The organism is Streptomyces sp. NPDC025651, from assembly GCF_055558735.1.
The window spans coordinates 180,569-197,404 of record NZ_JBVHLZ010000010.1 but is presented as its reverse complement, the minus strand read 5'-3'; the positions used below and the strand labels follow the sequence as shown (position 1 = coordinate 197,404).

The following is a 16,836-nucleotide window of genomic DNA, read 5'->3' as shown; positions in this document are numbered from 1 at the left end:
GGGACCGGCGGGGATCCAGGGCCCGCCTAGAGGTCGTAGACCACCGTCACGGGCGCGTGGTCGCTCCACCGCTCCGCGTGGCTCGCGGCCCGCTCCACGTACGCCTTCACCGCGCGCTCGGCGAGGCCCGCCGTCGCGACGTGGTAGTCGATGCGCCAGCCCGTGTCGTTGTCGAAGGCGCGCCCGCGGTAGGACCACCATGAGTAGGGACCCTCGACGCCCGGGTGCTGCGCGCGCACGACGTCCTCGTACTCCGCGAAGACCTCGTCCAGCCAGGCCCGCTCCTCGGGCAGGAAGCCGGAGTTCTTCTTGTTGCCCTTCCAGTTCTTGAGGTCGGCCTCCTGGTGGGCGATGTTCCAGTCACCGCAGACGACGACGTGGCGCCCCTCGGCGGCGGCCCGCTCCTTGAGCCCCTTCAGGTACGCGAGGAACTCCCCCATGAACCGGATCTTCTCGTCCTGCCGCTCGGTGCCGACCTCGCCGGAGGGCAGGTACAGGCTGGCGACGGTGACACCCGGAAGATCCACCTCCACGTACCGCCCGCTGCCGTCGAACTCCTCGGACCCGAAGCCGACCTGCACCCGGTCCGGCTCACGGCGTGTGTACAGCGAGACTCCGGCGCGCCCCTTCGCGGCGGCGGGCGCGTGCACCACGAACCACCCCTCGGGGTCCCGCACCTCGTCGGGCAGCTGCTTCTCCTCGGCGCGCACCTCCTGCAGGCACAGCACGTCGGCCGAGGTCTCGGCGAGCCACTCCACGAAGCCCTTCTTGGCGGCGGCACGCAGCCCGTTCACATTCACGGTGGTCACAGTGAGCATCCCGGCACGATACCGGCACACTGGAGCGCACAGCCGACACGCCACCGCATAGAAGTACGATGATTCGCATGACTATCCAGACGCCTCAGCAGTCCGCCGCCTCCCCCGCCGTCCACCTGCGCACGGTCACGTTCGCGCACCCGGACGCGATCAGGCTGAACGACCGCGTCCAGCTCGAGTACGCGGAGCGCTACGGCGACGAGGGCGACGTCACCCCGCTCGACCCGTCCATGTTCGAGCCCCCACGCGGCCTGTACCTCATCGCGTACGACGAGCACGGCACCGCACTGGCCACGGGCGGCTGGCGCGCCATGGACAAGAACGACGAGAACTACGAGGACGGCGACGCCGAACTGAAGCGGATGTACGTCACCCCGGAGGCCCGCGGCCTCGGCCTCGCCCGCCGCATCCTCGCGGCCCTGGAGACCGACGCGAAGGCGGCCGGCCGCGTCCGCATGGTCCTGGAAACGGGCACGAAGCAGCCGGAAGCGATAGCCCTCTACACCTCCACGGGCTACACCCCGGCCCCGGAGAAGTTCGGCCACTACCGCTTCGACGACCTGAGCCGCTGCTACGTCAAGGCCCTCTAGCCGCGCCTGTCCGCGGACGCCACGCCTCCCCCCGAGGGCTGCTTCACGGCCGACCGCAGGTCGAACACAGCCACGGCCCCACCGCCCACCGCATTGCTGAAGCGCACCCCCGCCCCCAACACCCCCGCCTGCCCCTGCGCGATCGTCAGCCCCAACCCCAGCCCCACCCCCTTCTCCCCACCCCCACTGCGAAACCTCTGCGGCCCCCCGGACAGCAGCGCCTCAGGAAACCCGCCCCCCGAATCCCGCACGGTCACCACCCCGCCGTCGACCTCGACGACCACCGGCACCGCCCCGTGCCGCAACGCGTTGCTGACGAGATTGGCCACCACCCGCTCCACCCGCCGCGGATCCGTCTCCACCTCCACATCCCGCACCACCTCCACCGTCACCCCCTCCGCCCCCGCGGCCCCCGCCGCGGCGGACCTGCGCACCAGCTCCCCCAAGCCGCACACCTCGGCGGCCACCTGCTCCCCCGCCCCGTCGAGCCGCGCCACCTCGATGACGTCGTCGACCAGCTCCCGCAGCCGCCGCGCCGACCCCTGGACCAGCTCGGAAGGGCGCCCCGGCGGCAACAGCCCGGCCGCCGTCACCATCCCCGCCACCGGCGTCCGCAGCTCGTGCGCGATGTTCGCCGTCACCTCGCGCTCGGCCTGCAGCCGCGCCGCGAGCGCGTCGGCCATGGTGTTCACGGCGGACGCCAGCTGCGTGATCTCGTCCTTGCCGTGCAGCGGAAGCCGCGCCGTCAGATCCCCCTCGGCGATGCGCTGCGCGGCCCCCGCCTTCGCCCTGAGCCGCCGCCCGAGCCGCGTGGCCACCAGCAGCCCCGCCACACACGCGAGCGCCGTCCCGATGCCCCCGGAGATCCACAGCACCCGGTCCAGGTCCCGCACGGTCGCCGCCTCCCTGTCGTAGGGCCGCTTCAGCGCGACGACCTCCTTGCCGTACTTGCTCGCCGCCCACAGCTGCGGCACCCGCCCGCCGCGGTCCAGATAGACGCCCCAGTTCCCGTTCCGCACGGCCCCGGCGAGCGGCCCCGGCAGGTCGGCGGGGTCGATGAGGGTGCGGTCCCCGTCGATCCCCGCCGCGTGGTCCTGCACGGCGGTCTGCAGCCGGTCCCCGATCTGGCTGCGCGCGCCCGCGTACTGCGCCTCGACGGTGCGGTGGTGGACGAGGAGCCCCATCACGACGGACACCACGGCCGCGGTGCCCGCGATGGCGATTCCGATCTTGGTGCGCAGCCCCATGCCGTCCCCAGCCCTCTCAGAACTCCGGAACCGACAGCCGGATCCCCTGGAACTGCACGTTCACCGCAGCCGCGGGCAACTCCTCCGGCTTCTTCGGCTCGACGGTCGCCCGCCGGTAGTACGCGACCCGCTCCTGCCGCTCCAGACCGCTGAGCGTCAGCGTCGCGTCGTACGGCTTCTCGGCGCACCCGGGCAGACACCACTGGCCACCGAGCCTCCCGGTGGCCCGCGCGGTCGGCCCGCCCCAGTCCTTCCAGTTCAGGTCCGTCAGCGTGACGTACTCGGTGAGCCCCACCTCCGCCGGCCGCTGCAGCGGCTCCCCCGCCGCGTCGGCCAGATAGACGGGCCCGGTCACCTTCGACGGCCGCAGCGCCGGCCCTTCCACATGCAGCCCGCCGGGCTCGGAACATCCGCCGACCAGAACGGCGACAAGACCGGCACCCCAGAAGGCGACGGCGGTCCTCGTCCACAAAGGGCACGACATGGATCAAATGTATCGATTGCCGGACAAACCACACGCGGAGCGCGGCCTCCTGGGCACAACGCAAAGATCCCGCCCAGTTCGATGAACTGGACGGGATCTCATGTGCAGTCGGGTGTTCACGAGTGGGCCTGATCAGGCACGACTCGCCAGTTTGAAGAGCTTTTCCCGTGAGACGGGTGATCGTTCCCCGCGAGGCTGCGGTCGGTCACCGTGGAGGCCCCAGTCGTCGAGGCCTCGGAGCTGTGCGCGGAGGCCAGGAACTGGCGTGCCCGCCATTACCCACGGCCGCTCAGCCTGGCCCGGCACCGGCCTCCGGTGACCAGGTGGACCGCGTCGCCCGGTCGGACGTGCGGTGGCGAGCCGTTCGAGGGCGATGGCTCCTCAGCCATGCCGAGAGAAGAAGGCGACAAACGCGATGTAGGAGATGGCGGCGGTGGCCACGAACCAGAAGTACGGACCACCGCTTCGTCCGGATGCCAGGTCACCGATGAAGGCGTAGAGATTCCCCGCGGTAAGCACCACGCCCGTGCCAGCCCAGGCTCGCCCTGAGATCCGGGCGAAGCGCTCGTCGGGAGCCTTTTCGGTGAGGCCCTGGTAGGTCTCGCTCCGGCGTCCCAGCAGCACCAGAACAAGACTGCAGGCCGCCAGAATCCCGAACGTCACCAGGCCGATAGCGAGGCGGCCGCCGAAAGTCGCAGCCACGAGGCAGGCACCTCCGACGGCGAGGAAGAAGCCAGGGACGGACCGCCGGGCTGTCCTACTGGCCATCTGCTGGCTCTTCGGCATGGAACATCTCCTCAACGCTGACTTCAAAGAACTTGGCCATGGACATGGCTAGCGGCAGGGAAGGCGTATACCGCTCGGTCTCGATGGCATTGATCGTTTGCCGTGAGACCCCCAGGGCTGTGCCGAGCTGCCCCTGGGAGAGCCCTCGTGACGACCGCAGTTTCCTGACGCTGTTTCGCACATGTAAAGCTTACTTGTCACCCTTCAGCGGTTGTCAAGCTTGCTTTACAGGCAGAACTGCCCCTTGGGGGGCCACCTGCGCGGCTGGACCGGCGACGTCGGCATCGACGCCACCGGCATCCCCGTAACCGCCCACCCCGACAGCCCTTGGCGCGGAACCGCGTCGGTCGAGATCAGTGCAGGCTGGCACGCCAAGGGCGGCACCGGGGAGAAGGGCTTCGGCTACAGCGCCACCCTGGCCATCGCCGCCCATCACCGCGACTCCGACGACCACCGGCCCAAGGCGTACCCGCAGCTGTGTCTGGGCTTCGAGCTCGACACTCCCACGGTCCGTACCGGCCCCAACGCGGTCAACGTCCTGACTCAGCTGTCCGAACTCGGCCTGCCCACCGGCATCCTGGCCGCCGACCGCGCCTATACACACCCCTGTGCGTCGTCTCGGCTACCGTCTCGCCCTCGACTACAAGGTCGAGAACCGGGGCAAGCAAGGCAGCTGGAAAGGCGCCGTGCTCATCGACGGCCCGCTCGCCTGCCCTCTCCTGCCCGTCGTGCTGGCCCATGCCACCACCGGCCTGGACGACAAGGCCGTACGTGAGATCAAGGACAGCCCGCAGCTGGCCGAACTCATCGACGCCCGCACGCCGTTCTTCCTGAAGACCAAGCAAGGCCCCGACGCCCGAGGCACCGTTCGCCTGCACTGCCCCGCGGCCGGATCCTCGCCGTCGGTGAACTGCGCTCGCCGGGACCGGCTTCGGCCCCGCACACCACGCAGCCCTAAACCGCCACCTACCTTGATCAATTTCTCCGACAGTCGCAAGCGGGCCGCCCACTCCGCCGCCCGCCCGACCGTCCAACTCCCCGAGAACGAATGGCTCACCCGTCCACCGGCCGACGAACTGCCAGACGTCTGCAGCCAGTCCGACATCAGCGTCCCCGCCGATGCCGACGGTGATCGCAAGACCGCCAAGTTCCGGCAGGACCACCACTGCCTCACCCAAGCCTGGACCTCTACCTACAAGCCCATCCGCTCCCACAACGAAGGCATCAACGGACGCTTCAAGAGCGGCGAGATCGACATCGGGAACCCGAAACACCGCCCAGCACCGGGCCAGGTCGCCCAGACACTCCTGGTCGCCGTCATGGCCACCGCAGGCAACCTCGACATCCTCGAGACTTGGCTCTACCGCCGCACCGGCGCCGCCGGACGAAACGGGACGACCGCCCCCCTCCATGAGCTAAGGGACCAGAGCGGAACGGACAACCCCACAACGCGATCACGGCCAGCCCCGGACACCCGGGGCTGGCCGTGATGCTCACAACACCGCACAGCCACGGACCCAAACGCCCACGGCTGCGGATCGCCGCCATCCCTCACCCCGAACAGGTTCCAGAAACGACGAAGATCCCGCCCGATCTTCCGATCGGACGGGATCTCGTCAACCGAGCTTGAGCTAACTCAAGAACGGCCGTGCAGTGGACCTGAGGGGATTTGAACCCCTGGCCCCCTCGATGCGAACGAGGTGCGCTACCGGACTGCGCCACAGGCCCTTGCAACGAGTGAAACTCTAGCATCCCCATCCGGGTGCTTGGAAATCCGTTCCTGGCTGGTCAGCCCGGGGGATCTCACGAGGCCTCACTCGTTGGCCGCGCGCGGCCGGTCGCCGTCCTCGTACTGGTCGAAGAGCGGGGTGCGGCCACGCCCGCGGGCACGCCGCGCGGAGGCCGCCCTGCGCTTGTCGCCGCGCCCGCCGGAGGCGTCGGAGCCCTCGGCCGCGTCGACGTCCCCGGCGGCGTCCCGGTTCTTCTCGGCGGCAGCGGCGCCGCCCGAGGTCCCCGTGTCCGCCGTGCTCGACCGGGCCGAGCTCCAGGTGTCGGGAGCGCCCAGGTCGACGCTGCCGGTGGCACGCGGGGCGACCGGCGCGGTCACGTACGTGGGCAGGGGCACCGGGACCGGGTCCCAGCTGTCGCCGCGCCCGGGGCCCCGCTGCCGCTCGCGCTGCTGGTCGACCCACTCGGCGTGGTCGGTCTGCTCGACGAGGGCACGGCGGTCGGCGGCGAGCGCGGACAGGTCGGTCTCCGTCTCGGGCGCCGGCTCCTCGGCCTCGTCGACGACGGGCTCCGCGCTCGCGGGCCTGCGCCGCGGCTGCCGCTCGCGCAGCCGCTGCGCCGCGACCTCGGCCCTGCGCCGGTCCATCGTGTAGGTGAAGCGCCGCCGCTCCTGGCCGCGCAGATAGACGATGTACGCGCTCAGCAGCACCGCGGGCACGGCGGGCGCCCACAGGAAGGCGAGCCCGCCGACCCCGGCGACGACCGCGCCGACCGTGAAGGCGAGGAAGAGCAGCACCGTCGTGCGGCGGCGCCGGGCGAGCACCTTGGAGCGCCGGGCGCGGGCGGCGGCCTCCGCCGAGGCGGCACGCCGCGCGGGGTCCGCCTTGCCCTGGACCTGGCCCTGACTCTGCCCCTGAAGCTGGCCCTGGACCTTGCCCTGAGCCGCACCCTGGGTCCTGACCGGAGCCTTGGCCCGGGGGGCGGGCTCCGGCGCGCGTTCGGGTTCGGCTTCGGGGCGCACCTTCTGACGGACCGGAGGCTCCGCCCGGTCCGCCTGGGGTTCGGCCGCGCCGGCCGGGGGCGCGACAAAGGCCCGGACGTCCACCGAGTCGGTGATCCCGTCCGGGTCGTCGCGCGACTCCCCTTCCTCCGGCGAGCGCGCTTGCAGGTCCTTGGCGTATCGGCGCTCCATCCCCGCCCGTCCGGACAGCAGCCGGATGGCGGTGCTGAAGCGTTCCGTCGGACGGGCTTCGTTCAGCTCGTCCTGCCTACGGAGCCACATCGGCACCAAGTAGGCGGCCCAGGCCCCGACGATGACTGCGTAGATGAGGCCGCTGCTGCTCACGCTCACACGGTAGAGGGGTTTGCGTGAGGCCATCTGCCAATTGGGCCGGTGTGTCGCACGATCTGGCTGATATCTCGAACTTTTTTTGTGACTGATGCGATCAACAGGCCGCCGACAGCGTGAAATTAATGCCTGAGACAAGGCTCATACGAGCCTCAGACGGTCGTTCGCCGATCAATTTCGAACACTTATTTCATTTTCCGGGTCGGGTACCGGACTAGGCGGTGTTCCGAGGTCGCGCCTGGTGCCAGCGGCGCAACAACCCTTCCGGTACCTCTTCGGCGGTGAGCGCGAAGACGAGGTGATCCCGCCAGGCTCCGTCGATGTGGAGATACCGTGGACGAAGCCCCTCCTCGCGGAATCCGAGTTTCTCCACGACCCGTCGACTCGGCGCGTTCTCGGGGCGAATACAGACCTCGATACGGTGCAGCCCGACCGCCCGGAAGCAGTGGTCGACGGCGAGCGCGACGGCGGTCGGCATCACCCCGCGCCCCGCGACGGACTCGTCGACCCAGTAGCCGACATGGCCCGAGCACATCGAGCCCCAGGTGATCCCGGCGACCGTCAACTGCCCGACGAGACGGCCCTGGTACTCGATGACGAAGGGCAGCATCCGGCCCGCGCCCGCCTCCGCGCGCAGATGGCGGACCATCTGCCGGTAGGTGGGGCGGTGCACGATCGGGCCGCTGGCCGTGGGCGGCGGGATCGTGGCCTCCCAGGGGCGCAGCCAGTCGCGGTTGCGCCGGTTGACCTCGCGCCAGGCCCGCTGGTCGCGCATCTTTATGGGACGGAGGGCGATGTCGCCGTCCGTCAGCTCGACGGGCCAGGAAGGGCTGTTCAGCTCGCACCCCCCGCGGGGCCGGGATGGTCGCCGCCGCGCAGCTGGTCGACGGCGTGCTTCAACAGCGGCTCCAGGACGGCGAGTCCGTCGCGTACGCCGCCCGTGGAGCCCGGCAGGTTCACGATGAGCGTCCTGCCCGCGACTCCGGCGAGCCCTCGGGAGAGCGCCGCCGTGGGGACCTTGTCCCTGCCGTACGCGCGGATCGCCTCCGGGATGCCGGGGACTTCGTGGTCGATGACGCGGCGGGTGGCCTCGGGGGTGCGGTCGGTGGGCGAGATGCCGGTGCCGCCGGTGGTGAGGATGACGTCGTAGCCCGCCGCCACGCCCGCGTGCAGGGCCTGTTCGACGGGGTCGCCGTCGGGGACGACCTGGGGTCCGTCGACGGCGAAGCCGAGCGCGGTCAGGCCTTCGGCGAGCAGGGGGCCGCCGCGGTCGGGGTAGACCCCGGCCGCCGCGCGGTTCGAGGCGGTCACCACGAGGGCGGCATACGGCGCGGTCGAGGCGCCGCCGCCCGGCACGTCCAGAGCCGACGGCGGCACCGACGCCGCGGCCGTCTCCCGGCGTTCGCCCTCGGACGCGCTGTGGCCGCTCACGCTCCCGCCCCCTCGGCTCCCTCGCGCGTCCAGTGGCCCGACTTGCCGCCGGTCTTCTCCTCGACGCGTACGTCCGTGATGACGGCGCCCTTGTCGACCGCCTTGACCATGTCGACGACCGTGAGGGCCGCGACGCTCACCGCGGTGAGGGCCTCCATCTCGACGCCCGTGCGGTCCGTCGTCTTCACCGTCGCGAGGATCTCGACGGCGTCGTCCGCCACGGAGAGGTCGAGCTCGACCCCGGAGACGGCCAGCGGGTGGCAGAGCGGGATCAGGTCCGGGGTGCGCTTGGCTCCCATGATCCCGGCGATCCGCGCGGTGGCCAGGGCGTCGCCCTTGGGGACCCCCTCGCCGCGCAGCAGCTCGATCACACGCGGCGAGACCAGCACGCGGCCACTGGCACGGGCGGTGCGCGCGGTCACGTCCTTCGCGGACACGTCGACCATGCGGGCCGCGCCCGCCTCGTCGATGTGGGTCAGGTGCTGCTGCTCAGGGCCGGGGGTCTCCCCCCGGGAAATCGCGGTCATGTGCTGTGGCGCTCCCGGTCCGGGCCCCGCGCGGTGCGGCGCGCGCGGGCCTGTTGTGCGCGACACGGTACCGCGCGGGCGGCCTTCTCAGCCGAGCAGGACCACCTCGACGTCCGTGCCGGGCTCCGCCGACGTGGTGTCCTCGGGGACGACGATCAGCGCGTCCGCGTGCGCGAGGGCGGCGATCAGATGCGAGCCCGAGCCGCCGACCGGGGTCACGCTGCCCGCCTCGGCGTCATACCGTCCCCGGAGGAACTGGCGGCGGCCCGCGGGCGAGTTCAGCGGCTTGTCGGACACCAGCTCCGCGCGCGTGGTGGCCCTGTGGACCTCGGGCAGGCCCATGAGGGTGCGGATCGCGGGACGTACGAAGAGTTCGAAGGAGACGTACGAGGAGACGGGGTTGCCCGGCAGCGCGAGCAACGGGGTGTGGTCGGGGCCGATGGAGCCGAAGCCCTGCGGCTTGCCCGGCTGCATGGCGAGCTTGCGGAACTCCACGCCGCTGCCCGCCCCGATGCCGTCCTCGTCGTCCGGGTCGCCGATGGAGGTCAGGGCCTCCTTCACGACGTCGTACGCACCCACGCTCACGCCGCCCGTGGTGACCACGAGGTCGGCGCGGATCAGCTGGTCCTCGATGGTGGAGCGCAGGGTCTCGGCGTCGTCGGCGACCGCGCCCACGCGGTAGGCGATGGCTCCGGCCTCGCGGGCCGCGGCGGTCAGGGCGAAGCTGTTGGAGTCGTAGATCTGGCCGTTCGCCAACTCCTCGCCCGGCTGGACCAGTTCGCTGCCGGTGGACATGACGACCACGCGCGGGCGGGGGCGCACCTTCACCGTGCCGCGTCCGATCGCGGCGAGCAGGGCGATCTGCGGGGCGCCGAGGACCGTGCCGGTGGTCAGGGCGCGGTCACCGGCCCGGACGTCGCTGCCCTGCGCGCGCACATGCGCGCGTGCCTCGGCGGGGCGGTGCACGCGGACCTCTCCGGAGGCGCCCTCGGGGGCGGCGCTGTGGGCGCGCATCCCGGAGACGGGGCCCTCGCCGAGGCCTCCGTCGGTCCACTCCACGGGGACGACGGCCTCGGCGCCGGGCGGCAGCGGTGCGCCGGTCATGATGCGGGCGGCCTGGCCCGCGCCGACGGTGGGCTGCTCGCCCGCGCCCGCGGCGACGTCGCCGACGACGGTCAGGACGGCGGGGAACTCCTCGCTGGCGCCCGCGACGTCGGCGACCCGCACCGCGTACCCGTCCATGGAGCTGTTGTCGAAGGGCGGCAGCGAGACGGGCACCGTGACGTCCTCGACCAGGACACAGCCCTGGGCGTCGAGGAGTTGGAGCTCGATCGGCTCGAGCGGACGGACGGTCGCGAGGATGTCGTCCAGATGCTCCTCCACCGACCAGAGGTTGTCCCGGCCGGTGGTCGATGTCGTCGTGCTGCTGCTCAAAGTGCTACATCTCCTCGGTGACGTAACTGCGAAGCCAGGCCTGGAAGTCCGGGCCCAGATCTTCACGTTCGCACGCGAGTCTGACAATGGCACGCAGATAGTCGCCGCGGTCACCGGTGTCATAGCGGCGGCCCTTGAAGACGACGCCGTGCACCGGGCCGCCGATCTTCCCCGCGACGGTAGGAGCCGACTGATACGTCGCGGCGAGCTGCTGCAGGGCGTCGGTGAGCTGGATCTCGCCGCCGCGGCCCGGCTCGGTCTTGCGCAGTATGTCGAAGACATGGGGGTCCAGGACATAGCGGCCGATGATCGCGTAGTTGGAGGGGGCGTCCGCCGTCTCCGGCTTCTCCACCAGGTCGGTCACCTTGACGACGTCGCCGTCCTCGGTGGCCTCGACGGCCGCGCAGCCGTAGAGGTGGATCTGCTCGGGGGCGACCTCCATGAGCGCGATGACACTGCCGCCGTGCTGCTCCTGGACCTCGACCATGCGGGCGAGGAGCGGGTCGCGCGGGTCGATGAGGTCGTCGCCGAGGAGGACCGCGAACGGCTCGTGGCCCACGTGCGGTGCGGCGCACAGGACGGCGTGACCGAGCCCCTTGGGGTCGCCCTGGCGGACGTAGTGCATCGTCGCGAGGTCGCTGGACTCCTGGACCTTGGCGAGGCGGGCCTCGTCGCCCTTCTTCAGGAGGGCCGACTCCAGTTCGTAGTTGCGGTCGAAGTGGTCCTCCAGCGGGCGCTTGTTGCGACCCGTGATCATGAGGACATCGTCGAGGCCCGCGGACACGGCCTCCTCGACCACGTACTGGATCGCCGGCTTGTCGACGACCGGCAGCATCTCCTTGGGAGTTGCCTTGGTCGCCGGCAGGAAGCGCGTGCCGAGGCCCGCCGCGGGGATGACCGCCTTGGTGATCCTGGGCGTGGGGGGGTGAGACTCAGTCATGCCGACAACCATATCCGGTGCGTATGTGCGGAATCTGTGGGTCCAGATAATTGGGCGGCATATGCGACCACTAGGAAGGATTTGTGAGTACGCCATGAGCACGACCGAACCCGGCGGCCAGCCAACCAAGCGCATGTTGCGGCGAGACTTCCTCGCGGTGAGAAGCGGGTTGACTGAGGATGACGCACACAAGGCGGCCGCGGTTCTCGCCGACCGCGCGCTGGAGCTGCCGGAGCTCGCCGGGGCGCGGACCGTCGCCGCGTACGTCTCCGTGGGGAGCGAGCCCGGCACGCGCGCCCTGCTGGATGCCCTCCACGCGCGCGGGACACGGGTTCTGCTGCCCGTGCTGCTCGCGGACAACGACCTGGACTGGGGGGCGTACGACGGGGAGAGCTCGCTCGTGCGCGTACAACACCAGGGAAAGATCGAGCTGTTGGAACCCTCCGGGCAGCGGCTCGGTCCGGACGCCGTCCTGGAGGCGGACGTCGTGCTGCTGCCCGGGCTCGCCGTGGACGCGCGCGGGATGCGGCTCGGGCGGGGCGGCGGCTCGTACGACCGGGTGCTCGCCCGGCTGGAGCGCGCGGACGCCGATCCCGCTCTGGTGGTGCTCCTGTACGACTCCGAAGTGGTCGCGCACGTCCCCGAAGAGGCGCACGACCGGCCGGTGCACGCCGTCGTGACGCCGTCGGGGGTACGTCGCTTCCACTGACCCCACGACATCGAGAAGGGCCCTCCACGCGTGCGTGGAGGGCCCTTCGGTGTCAGCCGTGCGGGATCAGGGGCGCAGGACCAGCTTGTCGCTCGTGCTGTCCTCGACCGCCTTCTTCGAGTAGGCCCACGGCAGGAGTTCGCCCTTGGCCCACTTGTCGGTCTGGTCGGTGTAGTGGTCGTTGTACGCGTGCCCCGAGGCGCCGGTGAGGTTGATCCACTTGGACTTGTCCATGTCCTTGAGGTTCACCACCATGCGCATCGACGGCACCCACACCACGCCGTACCCGCCCGCGGCGTTCCAGCCGGTGGCGTTGACCGCGGCCTCGCCGCCGCCGAGGTTCCACGGGCCGCGGTTGAGCACGAACTGCAGCCAGCCGGGGCCTTCGGTGCCCAGCGTCTGGTTCTTCAGCGTGAGGCGGTGCAGGCGGCCCCAGCTCCAGGTGTCGATGTCCTTGCCGAGCTTGGCCGTCAGGTCCCAGCGCGCGTCCTCCATGGCCCGCTTGAACAGCTGGTCGCGGGTCTTGGTCTCGTCGTCGGTACGGGTCGCCGGCGCCTTCCACCAGTCGTTCTTCTCGTCGTCGAGGATCTTGCGGACGACCTCGAAGTAGCGGTCACCGCCGTCCGGCTGCGCCGAGTCGGCGTCCCGCTCGCCGCATTCGCGGACCTTCTCGCCCTCGTCGGCGGGACGGGTGTTGCCGGCCGGCTCGACGTTCAGGCACTGGCCCTTGACGCGCAGCTCCTTGGGGAGCTTGTTGCCGAAGGCGAGCTTGAGGATGTTGCGCCAGACCGAGTTGAAGTACGCGGCGGCCGCCGAGTCGGCGTCCTGGGTGTAGTCCCAGCCCTCCAGGAGCTTCTGCGCCTCGCGGACGTACTTGTCCTTGATGTCGATCTTCAGCAGCTTGGGCACGAGCAGCTTGGCGATCTCGCTGCTGTTGTCCATCTGCATGAGGCGCATGTCCTCGGTGGAGATCTTGCCGCCGTTCTTGATCTTCGACTGGATCAGGTCGTCGATCCGCTGGCTGCGCGCTCCGTAGCCCCAGTCGGCGGTGAGCTTGTACGGGTACTTGCCCTCGCCGTCCTCGATCACGGCCTGGTTGGCGGTGACGATGTAGCCGCGCTTGGGGTTGTACTCGTAGGGCAGCGCACGCTGCGGGATGTAGCCGTCCCAGCGGTAGGCGGGGTCCCAGCCCGGCGCGGGGAGCGAGCCGTCGCCCTTGCCGCGGGTGGGGATCTTGCCGGGGGCCTGGTAGCCGATGTTGCCCTTGGTGTCGGCGTAGATCAGGTTCTGGGAGGGCACTTCAAAAGAAGCGGCCGCCTTGCGGAACTCCGTGAAGTCCTTCGCCTTGTTGAGCTCGAAGACGGCGTCCATGGACTTGCCGGGGGCCAGCGCGGTCCAGCGCAGCGCCACTCCGTAGCCGTCGCCCCGGTCGGGGGCGGCGGTGTCGACGCCGGCCTTCTTGCCGACCTTGACCAGCTCGTCGTCGCGGTCCGAGATCAGCGGGCCGTTGTTGGTCTCGCGGACCGTGATCTTCTTCTCCTTGCCGCCCGCGACCTTGATGGTCTCCTCGCGGGAGGTGAAGGGCAGCACCTTGTCGTCGAACAGGTAGCCGTCCCCGGTGAACTTCTCCAGGTACAGGTCCGTGACGTCGGCGCCGAGGTTCGTCATGCCCCAGGCGATGTCCTGGTTGTGGCCGATGACCACGCCCGGCATGCCGGAGAAGGTGTAGCCCGAGACGTCGTACTGGCACTTCTCGGAGACCGACCGGCAGTGCAGGCCCATCTGGTACCAGACGGAGGGCAGCTGCGGCGCCAGGTGCGGGTCGTTCGCGAGGAGCGGCTTGCCGGTGATGGTGTGCTCTCCGGAGACGACCCAGGAGTTCGAGCCGATGCCGTTGCCGTTCGGGCCGAGGATCGCCGGGACCTCGTCCAGGGCGTCGGAGAGACCCGAGAGCTGCGACTGCAGCCCGGCGGGTGCCTGCGTGCCGTCCGCGAGGCCCGTGCCCGCCGCGCCACCGGTCCCCGCGGTCCCGGACTGCGTGCCGGTGCCCTTGTCGTCGTACTCCTTGGTGGCGCTGTTGTAGGCGCCCTCCTGGACGACGGGCTTGTTCCGCTTGTACGGGTACTCCGGGTACAGGTCCTTGATCTGCGAGGGGCCGAGGCGGCTCGTCATCAAGGAGCGGTCGATCTCGTCCTGCATGTTGCCGCGCAGATCCCAGGCCATCGCCTTGAGCCAGGCAACGGAGTCGACGGGGGTCCACTTCTCGATCTTGTAGTCGTTCTCGAAGCCGAGCGCCGCGTACTCGACGGAGATGTCCTTGCCGTCCTTGCCGCCGAGGTAGGCGTTGACTCCCTTGGCGTACGCCTGGAGGTACTTCTTGGTCTGCGGCGAGAGCTTGGAGTCGTACTCCTTCTTCGCCACCCGGTGCCAGCCGAGCGTACGCAGGAACTCATCGGTCTTGACCTGGCCCTTGCCGAACATCTCGGAGAGCCGCCCGGAGGTCATATGACGACGTACGTCCATCTCCCAGAAGCGATCCTGCGCCTGGACGTAGCCCTGCGCCATGAAGAGGTCGGCGTCGGAATCGGCGTAGATCTGCGGGATCCCGTTGCCGTCGCGCTTCACCTCGACATTGCCGGAGAGGCCGTCGAGCTTGATCGTTCCCTTGGTCTGCGGGAAGGAGGCGCGCACGGTGCTGATGCTCCAGTACGCGCCGAAGCCGATGCCTCCGACGATGGCCAGGACCAGGACGATCACGACGAGTCGGGCTCGGCGCCCCTTCTTCTTGCCGGACTTATGACCGGAAGAGGCGGTGGTGTTGGAGGGCATCGCTGTCCTTGCTGTCCTTACGCGAGCGGCAGGGCGGGCTGTGCTGTCGACTGGGCGGCTCTGGGAGCGCTGGAGCAACCATAGGCGCAGGACGTTGCGGCTCCGGACGCGGAGTCAGGAACCCGCCTTCTCTGAGATCGAAAAGAGGTTCGACGACGTCAAGAAAGCGTTAACAATTAGGTAAGGTAACGAAGTACTCGGCTACACGGAGGAAGGAACGGCCCCTGACTGTCCACCACCTCAACCAGCTCCTGCTCGTCTGCTCGCTCGTTCTGCTCGTCGCGGTGGCGGCGGTCCGCATCTCGTCGCGCAGCGGGCTCCCCAGCCTGCTGCTGTACCTGGGCATCGGCGTCGCCATGGGCCAGGACGGCATCGGCGACGTCCAGTTCAACAACGCCGAGCTGACGCAGGTCATCGGCTATGCGGCGCTGGTCGTGATCCTCGCCGAGGGCGGCCTCGGGACGAAGTGGAAAGAGATCAGGCCCGCGCTGCCCGCGGCGGCCGCGCTGTCGCTCGCGGGTGTCGCGGTGAGCGTCGGCGTCACGGCCGCGGGAGCGCACTACCTCGTGGGGCTCGAGTGGCGGCAGGCGCTGATCATCGGCGCGGTGGTCTCCTCCACGGACGCGGCGGCGGTCTTCTCCGTGCTGCGGAAGGTGCCGCTCCCCTCGCGCGTCACGGGGGTCCTGGAAGCGGAGTCGGGGTTCAACGACGCCCCTGTGGTGATCCTCGTCGTGGCGTTCTCCACGGCGGGACCGGTGGACGAGTGGTACCTGCTGATCGGCAAGATCGCCCTGGAGCTGGCGATCGGTGCCGCGATCGGCCTCGCGGTGGGCTGGCTCGGCGCCTACGGCCTGCGCCACGTGGCCCTGCCCGCCTCGGGCCTCTACCCCATCGCCGTCATGGCGATCGCCGTCACCGCGTACGCCGCGGGAGCCATGGCGCACGGCAGCGGCTTCCTCGCCGTCTACCTCGCCTCGATGGTCCTCGGCAACGCCAAGCTGCCGCACTGGCCCGCCACCCGCGGCTTCGCCGAAGGGCTCGGCTGGCTCGCGCAGATCGGCATGTTCGTGCTGCTCGGCCTGCTGGTCACGCCGCACGACCTGCTCGACGACGCCTGGCCCGCCCTCGTCATCGGCCTCGTCCTGACGGTGGTGGCACGGCCCCTGGAAGTCGTGATCAGCCTGCTGCCGTTCCGGATGCCCTGGCAGGAGAAGGCCCTGCTGTCCTGGGCCGGCCTGCGCGGCGCCGTGCCCATCATCCTGGCCACCATCCCGATGGTGAGCGGCGTCGACGACAGCCAGCGGATCTTCAACATCGTCTTCGTCCTCGTCGTCGTGTACACCCTCATCCAGGGCCCCACGCTGCCCTGGCTGGCCAGGAAGCTGCGGCTCGGCGACTCCGCGGAGGCCGCCGACCTGGGCGTCGAATCGGCGCCCCTGGAGCGGCTGCGCGGACATCTCCTGTCGGTGGCCATCCCCAAGGGCTCACGCATGCACGGCGTCGAGGTCGCCGAGCTGCGGCTGCCTCCGGGGGCCGCGGTCACGCTGGTCGTGCGCGACGGCGAATCGTTCGTTCCGCTGCCGACGACGGTGCTGCGGCGCGGCGACGAGCTCCTCGTGGTGGCCACCGATCCGGTGCGGGACGCCGCCGAGAAGCGGCTGCGCGCGGTCGGCCACGGCGGAAAGCTCGCCGGATGGCTGGGAACCGACGGAGAAAACCACTAAGCATCGGCGGCATCGTAGGTGGCGGGCGTCTCATCGGCTGTAATCACAGGGGCGGAAGGGACTTCCGCCTGTACCATGAAGACACCTGATCGAACCAACTCTGCCTGAAGCAGAGCTGGCGCGACCGTATGGCGGCCGCGGCACCCCTCGCAGTGGGGCCCGGCATCTACCGCAGTTCCGCGCAAGAGGACAGCTCTCGGCGCCGTCGCCCTACAGGGGGACCGCGCTACCAGGCGGCAGA

16 protein-coding genes and 1 tRNA gene are annotated in these 16,836 nt (G+C 70.3%); 4 read left to right on the top strand and 13 right to left on the bottom strand.

The features are described from left to right. Positions 1-26 precede the first annotated feature (26 nt). Positions 27-818: an exodeoxyribonuclease III gene (locus ACZ4D5_RS31550; protein ID WP_467775865.1), complete on the bottom strand. Its 792-nt coding sequence runs from the start codon at positions 816-818 to the stop codon at positions 27-29. A 68-nt stretch (positions 819-886) separates the two neighbouring features. Between ACZ4D5_RS31550 and ACZ4D5_RS31545 the strand changes: the two genes are divergently transcribed. Continuing rightward, positions 887-1,408: a GNAT family N-acetyltransferase gene (locus tag ACZ4D5_RS31545; protein WP_467775864.1), complete on the top strand. Its 522-nt coding sequence runs from the start codon at positions 887-889 to the stop codon at positions 1,406-1,408. Here the strand turns inward: ACZ4D5_RS31545 and ACZ4D5_RS31540 are convergent. From ACZ4D5_RS31540 to ACZ4D5_RS31525, 4 genes are all read right to left on the bottom strand, one after another. Further along, the gene (locus tag ACZ4D5_RS31540) at positions 1,405-2,655 is read right to left on the bottom strand and encodes an ATP-binding protein (protein ID WP_467775863.1); all 1,251 of its coding nucleotides are present in this window, start codon (positions 2,653-2,655) and stop codon (positions 1,405-1,407) included. The two genes, ACZ4D5_RS31545 and ACZ4D5_RS31540, sit on opposite strands and share 4 nt — an antisense overlap. 16 nt (positions 2,656-2,671) lie before the next feature. Then, entirely contained in the window at positions 2,672-3,139 is a 468-nt protein-coding gene (locus tag ACZ4D5_RS31535) for a hypothetical protein (protein WP_467775862.1), read from the bottom strand. A gap of 381 nt (positions 3,140-3,520) precedes the next feature. Continuing rightward, on the bottom strand, positions 3,521-3,925 hold the full coding sequence (locus ACZ4D5_RS31530; protein WP_467775861.1) for a hypothetical protein: 405 nt from the start codon (positions 3,923-3,925) through the stop codon (positions 3,521-3,523). After that, positions 3,897-4,106 (bottom strand): helix-turn-helix transcriptional regulator, encoded by a 210-nt coding sequence (locus ACZ4D5_RS31525; RefSeq protein WP_467775860.1) that lies wholly within the window; start codon positions 4,104-4,106, stop codon positions 3,897-3,899. Before ACZ4D5_RS31525 ends, ACZ4D5_RS31530 begins: the two co-directional genes overlap by 29 nt. A 427-nt stretch (positions 4,107-4,533) precedes the next feature. On the opposite strand from ACZ4D5_RS31525, the gene ACZ4D5_RS31520 reads away from it, so the two are divergent. After that, positions 4,534-5,415: a hypothetical protein gene (locus tag ACZ4D5_RS31520; RefSeq protein ID WP_467775859.1), complete on the top strand. Its 882-nt coding sequence runs from the start codon at positions 4,534-4,536 to the stop codon at positions 5,413-5,415. Positions 5,416-5,579: 164 nt separating this feature from the next. Here the strand turns inward: ACZ4D5_RS31520 and ACZ4D5_RS31515 are convergent. The 7 genes from ACZ4D5_RS31515 to galU form a co-directional block, all read right to left on the bottom strand. After that, positions 5,580-5,653: transfer RNA gene (locus ACZ4D5_RS31515), tRNA-Ala, on the bottom strand. Between the two features lie 85 nt (positions 5,654-5,738). After that, positions 5,739-6,998 (bottom strand): divisome protein SepX/GlpR, encoded by a 1,260-nt coding sequence (gene sepX, locus ACZ4D5_RS31510; RefSeq protein ID WP_467775858.1) that lies wholly within the window; start codon positions 6,996-6,998, stop codon positions 5,739-5,741. 217 nt (positions 6,999-7,215) lie between these two features. Next, on the bottom strand, positions 7,216-7,776 hold the full coding sequence (locus ACZ4D5_RS31505) for a GNAT family N-acetyltransferase (protein ID WP_467775857.1): 561 nt from the start codon (positions 7,774-7,776) through the stop codon (positions 7,216-7,218). A gap of 59 nt (positions 7,777-7,835) precedes the next feature. After that, positions 7,836-8,363, bottom strand: coding sequence for a MogA/MoaB family molybdenum cofactor biosynthesis protein (locus tag ACZ4D5_RS31500; RefSeq protein ID WP_467776036.1), 528 nt, complete (start codon positions 8,361-8,363; stop codon positions 7,836-7,838). 65 nt (positions 8,364-8,428) lie between these two features. Further along, positions 8,429-8,959: a cyclic pyranopterin monophosphate synthase MoaC gene (moaC, locus tag ACZ4D5_RS31495; protein ID WP_467775856.1), complete on the bottom strand. Its 531-nt coding sequence runs from the start codon at positions 8,957-8,959 to the stop codon at positions 8,429-8,431. A gap of 87 nt (positions 8,960-9,046) precedes the next feature. Then, positions 9,047-10,393, bottom strand: coding sequence for a molybdotransferase-like divisome protein Glp (glp, locus tag ACZ4D5_RS31490; protein WP_467775855.1), 1,347 nt, complete (start codon positions 10,391-10,393; stop codon positions 9,047-9,049). A gap of 4 nt (positions 10,394-10,397) precedes the next feature. Further along, the gene (gene galU / locus ACZ4D5_RS31485; protein ID WP_467775854.1) at positions 10,398-11,333 is read right to left on the bottom strand and encodes a UTP--glucose-1-phosphate uridylyltransferase GalU; all 936 of its coding nucleotides are present in this window, start codon (positions 11,331-11,333) and stop codon (positions 10,398-10,400) included. A 94-nt stretch (positions 11,334-11,427) separates the two neighbouring features. Between galU and ACZ4D5_RS31480 the strand changes: the two genes are divergently transcribed. Then, positions 11,428-12,042 (top strand): 5-formyltetrahydrofolate cyclo-ligase, encoded by a 615-nt coding sequence (locus ACZ4D5_RS31480; protein WP_467775853.1) that lies wholly within the window; start codon positions 11,428-11,430, stop codon positions 12,040-12,042. Between the two features lie 66 nt (positions 12,043-12,108). Here the strand turns inward: ACZ4D5_RS31480 and ACZ4D5_RS31475 are convergent, their stop codons facing one another. After that, positions 12,109-14,871 (bottom strand): penicillin acylase family protein, encoded by a 2,763-nt coding sequence (locus ACZ4D5_RS31475; RefSeq protein WP_467775852.1) that lies wholly within the window; start codon positions 14,869-14,871, stop codon positions 12,109-12,111. A 224-nt stretch (positions 14,872-15,095) separates the two neighbouring features. Between ACZ4D5_RS31475 and ACZ4D5_RS31470 the strand changes: the two genes are divergently transcribed. Further along, positions 15,096-16,595, top strand: coding sequence for a potassium/proton antiporter (locus tag ACZ4D5_RS31470; protein WP_467776035.1), 1,500 nt, complete (start codon positions 15,096-15,098; stop codon positions 16,593-16,595). Positions 16,596-16,836: the final 241 nt, after the last annotated feature.

Bases quoted from the DNA above. Each gene is read 5' to 3' on its own strand.
- ACZ4D5_RS31475 (WP_467775852.1), bottom strand. From the start codon at position 14,871: ATGCCCTCCAACACCACCGCCTCTTCCGGTCATAAGTCCGGCAAGAAG.
- ACZ4D5_RS31540 (WP_467775863.1), bottom strand. From the start codon at position 2,655: ATGGGGCTGCGCACCAAGATCGGAATCGCCATCGCGGGCACCGCGGCC.
- ACZ4D5_RS31550 (WP_467775865.1), bottom strand. From the start codon at position 818: ATGCTCACTGTGACCACCGTGAATGTGAACGGGCTGCGTGCCGCCGCC.
- ACZ4D5_RS31480 (WP_467775853.1), top strand. From the start codon at position 11,428: ATGAGCACGACCGAACCCGGCGGCCAGCCAACCAAGCGCATGTTGCGG.
- moaC (WP_467775856.1), bottom strand. From the start codon at position 8,959: ATGACCGCGATTTCCCGGGGGGAGACCCCCGGCCCTGAGCAGCAGCAC.
- ACZ4D5_RS31545 (WP_467775864.1), top strand. From the start codon at position 887: ATGACTATCCAGACGCCTCAGCAGTCCGCCGCCTCCCCCGCCGTCCAC.
- ACZ4D5_RS31530 (WP_467775861.1), bottom strand. From the start codon at position 3,925: ATGCCGAAGAGCCAGCAGATGGCCAGTAGGACAGCCCGGCGGTCCGTC.
- ACZ4D5_RS31535 (WP_467775862.1), bottom strand. From the start codon at position 3,139: ATGTCGTGCCCTTTGTGGACGAGGACCGCCGTCGCCTTCTGGGGTGCC.
- galU (WP_467775854.1), bottom strand. From the start codon at position 11,333: ATGACTGAGTCTCACCCCCCCACGCCCAGGATCACCAAGGCGGTCATC.
- ACZ4D5_RS31505 (WP_467775857.1), bottom strand. From the start codon at position 7,776: ATGCGCGACCAGCGGGCCTGGCGCGAGGTCAACCGGCGCAACCGCGAC.